Consider the following 13,845-nt stretch of genomic DNA (forward strand, 5'->3'; position numbering starts at 1 on the left):
TCCGTCAATTCACGGCCGTCCAGCGCCTTTCCCCTTGTGGGGAGCGGTGCGCAGCGCCCCGAGCGGGCCGCCCCGACCCGGCGGCCCCGCCCGGGGCGCGCCGCTGTTCAGGGCCCCCGGACTTTACTTGACACAGACTCTCCCGGACGACCATTCTGTGCGGTGAATGGGGGTCTTCGTCATGCAGGTGTTGCCGTACTGCAAGCTACAGCCCGATCACAGGGAGCGCTGGGGGGCGCGAGCCGCGCCCGACTGAGGCGCAGTACCGGCGAATTCAAGCCATCGGCCAGCATGACGCCACTTGGACACCTGTTATTTAACTTGCTGTCAGCAAAGTTGCCTGAATTCCGTAAACCTCCAGGCCGATGTGGCGAACATCATGTCATGGCATCGTCAACGTCAGAGGCGCGCCAAGATGGCCGGATTATGTGAGTCGCGGCGAGTTACCCTTGGTTGAATCAACGGATCTACCAGTGTTCCGCTTCCGCATGGCGGGCACTGGTTGACGGGGGCTCCCGGCCGTGATCACGTATGGAAACGAAGAGGGCACCCTGTCCGATCTCGCTCAATAACCGACACAGTTTATTTGTTATTTGCTCGAACCTCTTTGAATTCCGTAGCAGCGGTCTGTAGGTTCGTCGGTGGATCCGGATCGGATCTCGTATTGGACTCACTCAGATGGGGGAGGGACATGACTCGCGGGGGAGGCATGACTCAGAGTTCGTCAGAGGCAGTGCTGGAGCCTCATATACCTGTCCAGCGTGGTCCAGGTGGACCACACCTGATCGAAGAGGGCGTGTCGGAAGCGGTACGCAGGGTGGCGGGCCTCTCCCGGGGCCGGCGGATCCTCGTGGTCGACAGTGACGTCGACGGCGCGGAGTCCCTGGTGTGCCGACTGCGCAGGCACGGCCACGAAGCCATCGGCGTGAAGAGCGGCAGCACCGCCCTGCAGGCGTACGAGGACGTCGACCTCGTCCTGCTCGACCTCGAACTTCCGGACCTGGACGGCCTGGAGGTCTGCCGGGCCATCCGCTCGGTCAGCGGCATCCCGGTCATCATCGTCACGGCCCGCGGCTCCGAGCTCGACTGCGTCCTCGGCCTCCAGGCCGGCGCGGACGACTATGTGGTCAAGCCGTACGGCTTCCGGGAATTAATGGCACGGATCGAAGCCGTCATGCGACGAGCGAGGTTCCAGCCGCCCGTGGCCAGAGAGATCTTGCACGGGCGGTTGCGCATTGACGTGAGCTCCCGCGAGGTGAGCCTGGACGGCCGCGAGGTGGGGCTGACCCGCAAGGAATTCGATCTGCTCTGCCTGCTCGCGTCCCATCCGGACACCGTCATTCCGCGTAAGCGCCTGCTGCAGCAGGTCTGGGGTGACTCATGGTCGCGCCGCACTGTCGACACCCATGTCAGCAGTCTTCGCGGCAAGCTCGGCGACAGCGGATGGATCATTACCGTGCGAGGGGTCGGCTTCAAGCTGGGCAACGGGTGAATCTTCGCCTTTCCGCCCGCCGGGAACAAGAGAAAAACAAGTTGAACAACCGTCATAAATCCAGAGAATTCTTTGGTGCGGCAGCCTGGTAATGGCTACCAAGAGTAAGACGGGTTTTCGGCCGGGGCCTGCGGGGTAATGACATTACCCCGCAGGCCCCGTCGCTTTACCAGTGATTCCCCGGAATATCAATTCCGTGCAACATCCGCATCTGCACACCCGGAACATCCCGGAACACCCCTCTACACCTGAAAGGCCCCCGCGACCGGACGAGCCGGACCGCGGGGGCCTTTCAGGTGTACTGCCGCCGGTTGCCTACGGGTTGAGGACCCATGCGGAGTTGTGCTGGTTGAAGCCGATGTGCGGGTAGTAGTCCACCGCGGCCGGCGCAGACAGCAGGATGACCTTGGCCTGCGGGGCCTCCTTCTGCGTGGCGTCGATCAGCGCCCGGCCGATCCCCGAGCGCTGGTAGTCGCCGCTCACCGCGATGTCCGAGAGGTACGTCGCGTAGCTGAAGTCGGAGATGCTGCGGGCGATGCCGATGAGCCTGCCCTCCGCACGGGCCACGACCACGAGATTGGCGTTCCGCACCATGGCGGCGAACCGCGTCACGTCCTCGATCGGACGGCGCTCACCGAGCCCGGAGGAGCGGTAGACCTCAAGGACCTCCTCCAGGTCCAGGTCGGCACCCTCCACACGCTCAATCTTCCAGGTCACGAAGTTGCTCCAATCGATCGAGAATCACGCCGTGGTTGACGAGGAAACGCTCAGGGCGCAGCTGGCCGATGTCCATGCCCTCCTGGCGCAGCGTGTCCCCGAAGTGCTCGCCGGTGGCGATCGTACGGTTCGCGGCGGCCTGGACCCCGCGGTAGGCCTTCTCCCGCTCCACCCCGTCCGCCAGCAGGTCGGCGAGGACCGCCGAGCTGTAGACGAGGCCGTCGGTACGGTCGATGCCCTCGCGCATCCGGTCCGGGAACACCTTGAGGTCACGGACGAGCTGGGTCGCCATGGTGGCCTGGAAGTGGCCCACCGCCAGAGCGTCCGGCAGGATCACCCGCTCCACCGACTGGTGCGCCAGATCGCGCTCGTGCCACAGCGCCACGTTCTCCAGGGCGGTGGCCGCGTAACCGCGCAGCAGCCGCGCCAGACCGTTCAGCCGCTCGCTCGTGGTCGGGTTCCGCTTGTGGGGCATGGCGCTGGAGCCCTGGTACGCGGAGGTGCGCTGCTCCTCCACCTCGCGGACCTCGGTGCGCTGCAACAGCCGCAGCTCCAGGGCGATCTGCTCGATGCTCGCGCCGAGCAGGGCGACCGCCTGGAGCAGCTGGGCGTGCCGGTCGCGGGCGACGACCTGGCTCGGCGCCGGCTCGACACCGAGCCCGAGCTCCTCGCAGACGTACGCCTCCACCGAGGGGTCGATCAGCGCGTACGTGCCGACCGAGCCGGAGATGGTGCCCACCGCCACGGCCTTGCGGGCCGCCTTGAGGCGGGTGAGCGAGCGGTCCACGGAGAAGGCGAACTGCGCCAGCTTGTGGCCGAACGACGTCGGCTCGGCGTGCACCCCGTGGGTGCGGCCGACGATCACGGTCTCCCAGTGCTCAAGGGCGCGCTCGACCAGGACCTTGCGCAGCTCCACCCCGGCCGCGAGGACCAGGTCGGTGGCGCGGGCCAGGTTGTAGCCGAGGGAGGTGTCGACGAGGTCGTAACTCGTCATGCCGAGGTGGACCCAGCGGGCCGACTCGTCGGGGATGCCCTCGCAGTAGGCGGCGAGGAACGAGAGCACTTCGTGGTCCCGCTCCCGCTCGATCTCCTGCACCCGCTCGGGAGTGGGGACCGAGGCCCGCCGCATGTCCTCGACGGCGTCCTCGGGCACCCGGCCCAGGCGCACCTGGGCCTCGGAGGCGAGGATCTCCACCCGGACCCAGGTCGCGTAGCGCGCCCGGTCCGAGAAGATGTCCGCCATCGCGGGCAGGGTATAGCGGGGAATCATATGGGCCAGCACCCCCAGGGTGAGCTTGTCGACAGGTGGTTCGGACGGGGCATCAGTAGGCCTCGAAGTATTCGCGCTGCTCCCACTCGGTGACCTGGCCCTCGGCCGGCCGCTCCTGGGCGCGCCAGGCCTCGAAGCGGGAGACCTCGCTCTCCTTGAGCTTGGCGAGCGTGGCGGCCAGCGGCTTGCCGAGCAACTCGGCGCCCTGACCGGCCCGGAAGGCCTCCAGAGCCTCGCCGAGGGACTGCGGCAGGGTCTCGTGCGCGTCCTCGCCGCCGGCAGGGCGCGGGGCCGCGCCCGGGGTGGCGGTGAGCCCGTCGAAGCCCGCGGAGAGCTGGGCCGCGATGGCGAGGTACGGGTTGGCGGTGGGCTCGCCGGTCCGGTTCTCGACGTGGGTCGCGGAGCCGCCGCCGACCACGCGGAGCATCACGCTGCGGTCCTCGTAGCTCCAGCCGATCCTGGTCGGCGAGAGCGAGAAGTCCGAGCTGAGGCGGCGGTAGCCGTTGACCGTGGGCACGGAGAGCAGACACAGGTCGCGGGCGCGGGCCAGCAGGCCGTCGATGTACGCCTTGCCCTGGTCCGAGATGCCGCCCTCGGCGGCCGCGAAGATGTTGCGGCCGGTCTTCGCGTCCATCACCGACTGGTGCAGGTGCCAGCCGCTCGGGTCGAAGCTGTCGACGCGCGGCAGCGACATGAAGGTGGCGTGGTAGCCCTGCCGCGTCGCGGTCTGCTTGACCATGGTGCGGAACAGCAGCATCGCGTCGGCGGTGTCCAGCGCGTGCATCGGGTTGAAGGTCGTCTCGATCTGGCCCGGGCCCGACTCGTGCTCGATCGACCGCAGCGGCAGGCCGAGTTCGAGCAGCTTGAGGGCGAGCGGGCTGGTGAAGTGGGCGACCGAGTCGTAGTTGGAGTCCAGGTTGAACTGGTAGCCCGAGTTCACCGCCTCGACCTCGGGAGCGGCGCCCTGGAGGCCGAAGCCGTTGCCCGCGTTTCCGGGGGGACCGGGCAGGCGCTTGGTCAGGTACCACTCGACCTCAAGGCCGAGGACCGGCGTCAGGTCGCGGGCCGCGTACCGGGCGATGACCTGGCGCAGCACATTGCGCGCGGAGAGCGGGTGCGGGGAGCCGTCGCGCAGGTACTCGTCGCCGAGCACCCAGGCGGTGCGCGGCCCCTCGTGCGGCAGTATCTGGAAGGTCAGCGGGTCCGGCACCAGGACGAAGCTGCCCGCGCCGGCGATCTCGTCGACGCCGACGCCCGGGTCGGAGAGGTAGTCGAGCGCGGCCGCGTGGCCGGTGTCGAAGATGAAGGGACCCGAGCTGAAGTCCATGCCGTTGCGCAGGACCGAGCGGAAGGCGTCGACGGTGAGCGTCTTGGAGCGGGCCAGACCGTGCGGGTCGCCGAAGACCAGGCGGACGAGGTCGACCTCGTCGAGCGACGCCTCGATCTGCTCGGCGGCGGCGGCCTGTTCATCGGTCCAGAGGCCGAACTCGGTGACGAACGCGGGGCGTCCGACACCGCCCGACTCGGAGAAGGGGCGGGACCACGACCGGGAGAACATGGTTTACAGGATCCTTTCGGTTACTCGGTCCGGTGCGGCCGGCAGGGGCCCGAGGTCCGCCTCAAGACGGCGTGCGGCTGACAGGACCAGATCGTCCGCCCCGAACGGGCCCACGAGTTGGAGCCCCACCGGGAGGCCGGAGCGGGTGAGCCCGGCCGGGAGGGAAACGGCCGGCTGGCCAGTCATATTGAAGGGATACGTGGCGGGTGTCCACGCCAGCCAGAGCAGGTCCTCCGGACGGCTGGCCCACTGCGGGCCGATCGCGTGGGGGTCGAACGGCTCGATGGGCACGGTGGCCATGGCTAGCAGGTCGTACCGGTCGAAGATCTCGTGCAGTCTGGTACGCAGCGTGAGCCGCACCTCCTCGGCCCGCATCACGGTCGCACCGCTGAGCGTGCGCCCGTGCCGGACGATCGCGAGGCGGCCCGGGTCGCACCACTCCTCGTCGGCGGGCGAGGTGGAGGCGGCGTCGCTGGCGGCGAGGATGTCGACCAGGGCCGGATACGGGTCGCGGAAGGGCACCTCGATCCGCTCGACGTGGTGGCCCTGCGCGCTGAGCGCGGGCAGCGCCTGCTCGCTGACCCGGCGGATCTCCGGCGAGGTGCCCGGGAACTCGATCCAGCCGATGCGCAACGAGCGCCGCTCGCCCGGCACTTCGACCGCGCCGATCAGCGAGTCGGGGTCGCCCGGGTGCCCGCCGGTGATCACCGAGGCGAGCTCGATGACGTCCGGCACGGTCCGCGCGATCGGCCCCTGGTGGGAGAGCCGGTCGGCGCAGGCGGGCACATAGGGCACCTTGGCGAACGACGGCTTGTAGCCGACGACCCCGCAGAACGCCGCGGGGATACGGATCGAGCCCGCGCCGTCGGTGCCGAGCGCCCCCGAGCCGAGGCCCGCCGCCACCGCTGCCGCGGCGCCGCCGCTGGAGCCGCCGGCGGAGAGCTCGGGGTCCCACGGGTTGCGGGTGGGTGGGGCCACCCGGCTCACCGTGGAGGCGCTCCAGCCGTACTCCGACGTCGTGGTCTTGCCGACCACGATGGCCCCGGCCGCTCGCAGCCGGGCGACCGAGGGCGCGTCCGCCCGGGCCCGCCGGTTCTCCAGGAGGGACCCGCGGGCGGTGGGCAGGTCCCCGGTCTGGATGAGGTCCTTCACCGAGACGGTGATCCCGAGCAGCGGCTGCCGCTCGAACGCCGCCCGGCCCAGCTCGCGGATCCGGGCGTCGGCCAGCTCGGCCTCGCGTACGGCCTCGTCGCCCGCGACCGAGACGAACGCCCCGAGCTCGATGTCGGTCTTCTGGATCGCGGTGAGGACCGACTGGACGTGCTCGGCCGCGGTGAGCTCGCCCCGGGCGAGGAGCTCGCGTATGTCACCGATGGAGGTCAACGGATCTCCTTGCAAGGACAGGTGGGACGCCGGTCACGACACCTGGTGCGGCTGCTTGGCGTTCGCCGCGGCGGCCTGGACCGACTTGAGGTGCCACTCGGAGTCGAAGGCGGTGACCTCGATGTCCTCGCCCTCGGCCACCAGTGAGGCGGCGGCGCTCATGGCGCTGGCGATGAACCCGGAGGTCCGGTGGGCGGCGAGCAGGTCGCTCTCGCCGAACGGCCTGCCGTCGCAGCGCAGCAGGCGCAGGTCCATGAACCCGTTGAACTTCTGGCCCATCACCTCGACCGACTGCGGGCTGCGGATGCTGAAGCGCACCTTCGACGCCACATGGCCGTGGTGGTGCTGGTCGGAGTAGAAGGCGACATCGGGGATGGTCGGCGGGATGAAGTGGTCCCGCTCCACCACGGCGGGCACCTTGGGCAGGTTTCCGGCGATGAAGTGCCAGGAGTTGTACTGCATGCGGGACGACATCGCCCAGGCGTTGTCGGCCAGTTGCAGCACCGAGTCCTCGTAGTGGCGCTTGGCGGCGGGGGCGGGCACCACGCAGCAGAAGAAGTCGGTGATGTCCCACTTGGTGATCTCGGTCCAGCTCTGCTCCCGCAGTGCGCGCATGAGTTCGGGTATGGAACGCATGCCCCGGCTCATCGCGAAGTCGGCCTCGAAGACGTCGGTCGCACCGGACACCGTCTCGTACACCAGGGCTTCGAGCCCGGTGTCGAACTCGCCGTGCGGGCGCGCGAGCCAGCCGGGAGACGCGGTGAGGCTCGCGCTCAGCTCCTCGAAGGTGGCGCCGGTGATCGGCAGCCGGTCGCGCAGCCGCGCGGTGAGGTCCGCCTCGCGCTGCTTCGACGCCTCGCCGTACGGCCCGGCCAGGCGCTCGATCTTGTGCATCAGCGCGCCGTGGATCTCGCGGTAGAGCTGGGCGTTGGGCAGGACGTGTCCGACGCGGCGCTCGCGCAGCGCCATGGCCATGGTGTTCAGCGCCTCGACCCGGTGCGTGGGGGCGGCCGGGACCGGCTCGCCGCCGGGCACCGCGTTGTAGTTCTGGCGCGTGCGCTCCAGCATGTACGCGAGGTGGTCCAGGGTGAGCTGGGTGCCGTTGGCCTCCTCGATCCGGCCGGCGCCCGCCGACCGCACGAGCAGGGTGAGGCAGACGACCAGCATCGCGTCGTGGTCGGACCAGCGCTCCATCTCGACGCCGAGCAGGCTGCTGAACGTCTCGCTCGGGTGGCCCGCCCACAGGGTCTTGCCGATGAGGTTGTTGCCCTCGCGGAAGTTGGTGTAGAGCTTCCCCTCCTGGTGGAGGACGAAGGGGGCGGTCCGCAGCGCGGACTCCCGCACCGTCTCCAGGAGTTCGTCGCGGGCCTGGGTGCCGAGCGCCGCCAGCCACTGGCGGCAGTCGACGACCTGGTCGGCGTAGCGGGCGGCCGCGCGGTTGACCTCGCTCTCGTAGTCGAGCAGGTCCTGCGCCGACCACGGCACGTCGATCACGCCGTCGACCAGGTTCTCCTCGTCGGCGAGCGAGCCCTGGGAGGGGACGCGGATGACGATGCGGCCGGTGGTGGTCAGACCCAGCTCGCCCAGGAACGCCGGGCGCTCCAAGGTGTCGCGCACCGGGGCGGGCAGGTTCTCCTCGCGCCACGAGATGCCGCAGAGCACCTTGAGCGCGGCCTCGTCCGCGGTGCGCAGCGCACGCAGCTGGACGTCGCCGGGTACGTGCCCGTCCAGGGTGAGCAGCGCGGTCACCGCGGCCCGCAGGTCGGGGGCCTCGACGGCGGTGTCCCAGGCGCGCTTGAGGAGGGTGGGGAAACCGGCCTCCTCGTCCTTGAGGCGGTCCGGCTTCGGCGTGGCGCCGGCCACCGCGCCCAGGCGGCTGGGCCGGCGGCTCTGCCGCTTCTTGGCGTTGATGGCCCGGCGCGAAGTGCCGTTGCGCTCAGCGAAACTCGTCATGACACACCCTCAGCGGTAAGCCCGATGTGGTTCCACATCTGATCGGACGTCGGGGTCCAGTCCTCGTCCACGTAGATGCAGTCGACGGGGCACTCCAGGACGCACTTGGGGCAGCCCGAGCAGAGTTCCGGGATGATGACGACGTCGAGCCCGTTGTCGAAAATGGCGTTGAACTCGGGCGGGCAGGCACGCAGGCAGGTGTCGCAGGTGATGCATTCGGCCCGCTCGATGCGGCGCGGCGGCTTCTTCCACGTCTCGCTGCGGGTGCGCTCGGCGATCACCTTGTTGCGCCCGGAAACCGAGCCTTCCACCTCGTCGAGTGAGTCGTCCGAAGTATTCGTGGGCATGTGGCCCCCCTCTTGTCCTGTTTCGCTCGTGACCACGTAAGAGAGCATCAATAGCGCGCCGCACCTTGGCGACTTCGGCCAGAATTACACGGAGGCCTGCTTCATGGGAACGGCAGGCGAGCGGTGTGCAGGCGCGGATCAAAACGTGCGGTGGATTCCTGCTGGAGGGAATCTTGAATCGCGCGGACTCTTGATAATCCCCGGTTCCGCAAGGGGATGCAATATGCTCAAGTCACCACGCCGCAGGCGTTGCTGCGCAGGCCCGACGGATCCCGCGAGGAACTCGCTGACCTGCTAGAAGTACGCGATCCGGGCTCGGGTTGCGGCCGGTCGGCCGGGACCCTGAGGGCCACGCCGTACGAAGGTATACACGAAGCGCGCCCGTGCAACCGCGGAACTTTCGCAGTCGAACACCTTGCGCACCCACCACCGCGCGGCAACTCCACGCACGGCTGCTTACTGGTGTCACCTTACCTTTTTCCGGGATTGCTGTCCGTTATCTTTTCCGTGCACATTCCCGCCTCACCGGCCTATGAGTGAAGCAGGGGAATCCCGTGATCGGGCATCCGATTAACGTGCGGGTGAAGGCGTTCTCGGAACGTCAATATGTTCAACGAGAGCAATGTGCGGGCGAGGGTGCGAGCGGCGCTCCGGCCGCACGCGAACGGCGCGCCACCGGGGAGAACTACCCGGTGGCGCGCCGTGATTGTGCCGGACGTCACCCCGACTGGGGCGAGGGACGCGGAGTTGACTGTTCCTATTCGCCCAGGATCGTCAGATCGGTCCGGCTGAGCCGGTCGGGGGCGGCCCGCATGTCGATGCCGGTGATCCGCTCGTCCACGATCGTGAAGCCGAAGACGACCCGCGGCCGTCCGCGCGGCGCCCACACCGCGCCCACGGACCCGTCCACCAGAGCCAGTTGGGCGTAACGGGCCCGCCCCGAGAACGTCTTCGCCACCGACGTCGCGCCCCGCACCTCCGTCGGCGCGCCCACCGCCACCGCCTCCGGGTCGGCGTGCAGCACCACATCCGGGTCGAGCATCGCGATCAGCGTGTCGAAGTCGCCGCCGCGCGAGGCGGCGAGGAAGGAGTCCACTATCCGCCGCAGCCGGTCCGGGCCGTCGTCCGGCACCGGGTCGACGCTCTGCACCCGGACCCGCGCCCGGCCCGCGAGTTCGCGCGCGGCGTCCGGCCCGCCGACGCCGACGATCGGCGCGATCTCCTCGTACGGCAGACCGAAGAGGTCGTGCAGGACGAACGCCATCCGCTCGGCCGGGTCCAGCGTCTCCAGGACCACGAGCAGCGCCAGGCCCACCGAGTCCGCCAGCAACTCCTCGTGGGCCGGGCCCATCCGGGCCAGGTCCGCCGCAAGCGCGTCGGGCACCGGGGCCGCCAGGTCGTCCGGCGCCCGGCGCGCGGCCGGCACCCGCGGCAGCAGGGGCGCCTGCGGGGAAACCGTTCTGCGCGTGCGCAGCCGGTCAAGGGAGACGTTCGCGACCACCGTCATCAGCCAGGCGGGCAGGCCCCGGACACCCTCGTCCGTGGCGTCGTCGCCGCTGTCGATGATCTGTAACCACGCTTCCTCGACGGCTTCGTCGGCCTCGTTCAGCGACCCCAGCATCCGGTACGCCACGGCCCGCAGATGCGGGCGGCTCTCCTCGAAACGCCGCGCCAGCCATTCGCCGTCGTCCATCGGTCACATTCCTTCGTCGCGCTCCGTCAGTGAGTGACGAACGCGTCACGGTCACACCCTCTGGCCACGTTCCGTCATACCAGTGACGAACAAAACCCAGCTCATGTGACAGGAAGAGGTACCCCGATCGAGTCGAGGCGATCGGGTCGTACAGGGGAGGCCCCTCGAACAGACCGAGTTCGACAGAGCCCTGAGCGCCGTACGGCTGCGCAGGGCTCCCGACCCTTAGCGAGCAGTCATGACGACGCATCCTCCATCACCGAGGCAGTCCACCGAGGAGCCGCCGCCCCCATCCACGACGTCGTTCGCCCACAAATACGCGAGGGCCGTCGCCGGCCGCCGCGCCAAGTGGGCCGTCCTCGTGCTGTGGGTGCTGCTCATCGGCGTGGGCGGATCCCTGGCGGCCAAGCTCGGTGACGTCCAGAACAACGAGGCCCAGACCTGGTTGCCGAAGAACGCGCAGGCGACGCAGGCGGTGAAGATCGCCGAGGACTACTTCCAGGACAAGGGCCGGCTCGGCTCCGTCGTCGTCTACGCGCGCGACAGCGGCCTCACCGACGCCGACCTGGCCAAGGTCAACAGCGACCGCGCCCAGTTCGTCACGGACAAGCTCGCGGCGGCGGAGGTCCCCCAGGTCACCATCGCCTCCGACAAGAAGGCCGCGTTCCTCAGCGTGCCCATCAAGTCGGACAAGAGCGACAACAGCGTCCTCGGCGACGGTGTGAAGGACCTGCGCAAGGCGGCGGAGAAGAACGCGCCGGACGGCCTCGACGTCCGGATCACGGGCCCGGCGGGCAGCATCTCCGACTTCATCGATGTCTACTCCGGCATGGACGGCGCGCTGATGGGCGCCACGCTCGGACTCGTCGCGATCTTCCTGCTGTTCACCTACCGCAGCCCCATCCTCTGGCTGATCCCGCTGCTCTCGGTGGGCCTGGCCAGCCAGGTCGCCAGCGCCGTCGTCTATCTCCTCGCCAAGCACGCGGGGCTGACGGTCAACGGGCAGAGCGCGTATGTGCTGATCGTCCTTGTTCTGGGCGTCGGCACCGACTACGCGTTGCTGCTGATCGCCCGATATCGCGAGGAACTGCACCGCCACGAGGACCGGCACGAGGCGATGGTGTACGCGCTGCAACGCTGCCTGCCCGCGATCACGGCGTCCGCGGCGACCGTGGGCATCGCCACGCTCTGCCTGGTGTTCGGCTCGATGAACTCCACCCGGGGCCTCGGCCCGGTCGTCGCCCTCGGCGTCGTCATCGTCTACTTCGCGATGACCACGCTGCTGCCCGCGTTCCTGGTGATCCTGGGCCGCTGGGTGTTCTGGCCGTTCACCCCGCGCTACTCGGCGGAGTACGTGGACGCGGCCGTCGAGAAGGAGCACGGCTTCTGGGGGAAAATCTCCGGCTTCGTGGGCCGCAGGCCGCGCCCGATCTGGATCGGCACGGTGGTCGTCCTCGGGGCGCTGGCGTTCGGCGCGATGTCGCTGTCCACCGGGCAGACCCAGGCCGAGCAGTTCACCAAGAAGGTCGACTCGGTGGCGGGCCAGGAGCTGCTGTCCGAGCACTTCCCGGCCGGCTCGTCGGCGCCCGCCGACGTGTATGTCAAGGACGCGGGCGCGGCCGCCGCGCTCTCCACGGTCCAGGGCGTGCCCGGCGTCACCAGCGCGACCTCCGTGGCGTCCAAGAACGGCTGGACGCACATCGAGTCCGTCCTGAAGAACGCGCCGGACACCCAGGCGGCCCGGAAGACCGTCGACCGTATGCGCACCGCCCTCGACGGCAGCTCCGGCGAGGCCAGGGACGCGGTGGTCGGCGGCCAGACCGCGATCGCGCTGGACACCTCCGACGCCCAGGGCAAGGAGGAGAAGGTACTGATCCCGCTCATCCTCGCGGTGGTCCTGATCATGCTGATCATCCTGCTGCGGGCACTGGTGGCGCCGCTGATGCTGCTGCTGTCCGTGGTGCTCTCGTACACCGCGGCGGTGGGAACCGCGGCGCTGCTGTTCCACGCCATCGGGTATCCGCGGATCGACCGGGGGCTGCTGCTGTTCGGCTTCCTGTTCCTGGTCGCCCTCGGTGTCGACTACACCATCTTCCTGATGACCCGGGCCCGCGAGGAGGTCGGCAAACGCGGCCACCGCGACGGCATCCTCACCAGCCTCACCGTCACCGGCGGTGTGATCACCTCGGCGGGCCTCGTCCTCGCCGCCACCTTCAGCGTCCTCGCCGCGATCCCGACGGTGGCCTCGCTCCAGCAGGGCCTGCTCGTCGCGGTCGGCATCCTGCTGGACACGTTCATCGTCCGCAGCCTGCTGATCCCGGCGCTCGCGCTTGAGCTCGGCCCGAAGTTCTGGCGCCCGGGCCATCCCGAGCGCGACGAGGCGGACCTCCCGGTCAGGCCGCACGCCGAATCGGCGCGTCTGGGCTGACCCCGTACGTACGGCGCACGCACCGGCTCGTACGTGCGGTCCTCGATCGCGGGCGCATCGCTTCCTCGGGGGAGCGGTGCGCCCGTGCGCGTGTCCGGGGCCGGTCCGGAACCCCAGCGTCACACTTTCGCGGGCCGGATCGTCAGTGTGGCGACACTTCAACCAAGGAGGAGCCATGACGTCGCCCATCCTGGTGACCGGCGGCACGGGCACGCTGGGACGACTGGTCGTCTCACGGCTGCGGGACGCCGGTTCCGACGTCCGGGTGCTCAGCAGGAAGAGCCGCCCGGCCGAGAACGGCATCGCGTACGTGACCGGCGACCTGGCCAAGGACCAGGGCATCGGCCCCGCGGTCGACGGCGTCCGGGCGCTCGTGCACTGCGCCAGCGACAAGAAGGGCGACGCCGACGCCACCCGCAACCTGGTCCGCGCGGCCGAGAAGGCGGGGGTCGCGCACCTGGTCTACATCTCCATCGTCGGCGTCGAGGACGTCTCCTTCGGATACTTCAAGTCCAAGCTGGAGTCGGAGCGGGTGGTCACCGAGTCCGGGCTGCCGTGGACGCTGCTGCGGGTCACGCAGTTCTACGACTTCATCCTCAACGGGGCCCAGAAGGCGAAGAAGCTGCCGCTGGTCCCGGTGCCCTCGGGCTTTAGGGTGCAGCCGATCGACCCCGAGGAGGTGGCGGTCCGGCTCGCCGAGCTGGCCCTGGACAAGCCGGCCGGGCGGGTGCCCGACCTGGTGGGGCCGCAGGCCACCGACGCGGTCGCGATGATCCGTGCGTATCTGAAGGCAGTCCACAAGGGCGCCCCGGTGGTGCCGCTGTGGATGCCCGGCATCGGGAAGATCCGCTCCGGCGGGCTGCTGCCGAAGGGCCCGAAGGACGGGTACGACACGGCCCGGGTGACCTGGGAGGAGTTCCTCGCCACGAAACTCGGCTGACGGCGGGCGGCGGCGGACCACCTGGCGAGGGGGCCCCGCCCCGGACGCCGGGCGGCGTCCGGGG

At 69.5% G+C, this 13,845-nt stretch carries 10 protein-coding genes; 3 read left to right on the forward strand and 7 right to left on the reverse strand.

Annotated features, from left to right (window positions below):
- Positions 1-691 precede the first annotated feature (691 nt).
- Positions 692-1,492, forward strand: a complete 801-nt coding sequence (locus OG965_RS29850) for a response regulator transcription factor (protein WP_371655131.1) — start codon at positions 692-694, stop codon at positions 1,490-1,492.
- A 315-nt stretch (positions 1,493-1,807) separates the two neighbouring features.
- On the opposite strand, the gene OG965_RS29855 is transcribed toward OG965_RS29850, so the two are convergent.
- The 7 genes from OG965_RS29855 to OG965_RS29885 all read right to left on the reverse strand — a co-directional run bounded on the left by OG965_RS29855 (position 1,808) and on the right by OG965_RS29885 (position 10,413).
- A complete protein-coding gene (locus tag OG965_RS29855) occupies positions 1,808-2,209 on the reverse strand; it encodes a GNAT family N-acetyltransferase (RefSeq protein ID WP_371655132.1) in 402 nt (133 codons plus the stop codon).
- Positions 2,193-3,479: an adenylosuccinate lyase gene (gene purB, locus OG965_RS29860; protein ID WP_371655133.1), complete on the reverse strand. Its 1,287-nt coding sequence runs from the start codon at positions 3,477-3,479 to the stop codon at positions 2,193-2,195. Before purB ends, OG965_RS29855 begins: the two co-directional genes overlap by 17 nt.
- A gap of 52 nt (positions 3,480-3,531) precedes the next feature.
- Positions 3,532-5,037, reverse strand: a complete 1,506-nt coding sequence (locus OG965_RS29865) for a glutamine synthetase family protein (RefSeq protein ID WP_371655134.1) — start codon at positions 5,035-5,037, stop codon at positions 3,532-3,534.
- Between the two features lie 3 nt (positions 5,038-5,040).
- Positions 5,041-6,420 (reverse strand): amidase, encoded by a 1,380-nt coding sequence (locus OG965_RS29870; protein WP_371655135.1) that lies wholly within the window; start codon positions 6,418-6,420, stop codon positions 5,041-5,043.
- Between the two features lie 33 nt (positions 6,421-6,453).
- Positions 6,454-8,373 carry a hypothetical protein gene (locus OG965_RS29875; protein WP_371655136.1) on the reverse strand — a complete coding sequence of 640 codons (1,920 nt, stop codon included), beginning with the start codon at positions 8,371-8,373 and terminating at the stop codon, positions 6,454-6,456.
- Positions 8,370-8,720 (reverse strand): 4Fe-4S dicluster-binding protein, encoded by a 351-nt coding sequence (locus tag OG965_RS29880; protein ID WP_371655137.1) that lies wholly within the window; start codon positions 8,718-8,720, stop codon positions 8,370-8,372. Before OG965_RS29880 ends, OG965_RS29875 begins: the two co-directional genes overlap by 4 nt.
- A 757-nt stretch (positions 8,721-9,477) precedes the next feature.
- Positions 9,478-10,413, reverse strand: a complete 936-nt coding sequence (locus tag OG965_RS29885) for a sigma-70 family RNA polymerase sigma factor (RefSeq protein WP_371655138.1) — start codon at positions 10,411-10,413, stop codon at positions 9,478-9,480.
- Positions 10,414-10,651: 238 nt separating this feature from the next.
- On the opposite strand from OG965_RS29885, the gene OG965_RS29890 reads away from it, so the two are divergent.
- Both OG965_RS29890 and OG965_RS29895 read left to right on the forward strand, forming a co-directional pair.
- Positions 10,652-12,841 carry an MMPL family transporter gene (locus tag OG965_RS29890; RefSeq protein WP_371655139.1) on the forward strand — a complete coding sequence of 730 codons (2,190 nt, stop codon included), beginning with the start codon at positions 10,652-10,654 and terminating at the stop codon, positions 12,839-12,841.
- Between the two features lie 175 nt (positions 12,842-13,016).
- On the forward strand, positions 13,017-13,781 hold the full coding sequence (locus OG965_RS29895; protein ID WP_371655140.1) for an SDR family oxidoreductase: 765 nt from the start codon (positions 13,017-13,019) through the stop codon (positions 13,779-13,781).
- Positions 13,782-13,845: the final 64 nt, after the last annotated feature.

This window comes from Streptomyces sp. NBC_00224 (assembly GCF_041435195.1).
In the GTDB taxonomy this organism is placed as follows: domain Bacteria; phylum Actinomycetota; class Actinomycetes; order Streptomycetales; family Streptomycetaceae; genus Streptomyces.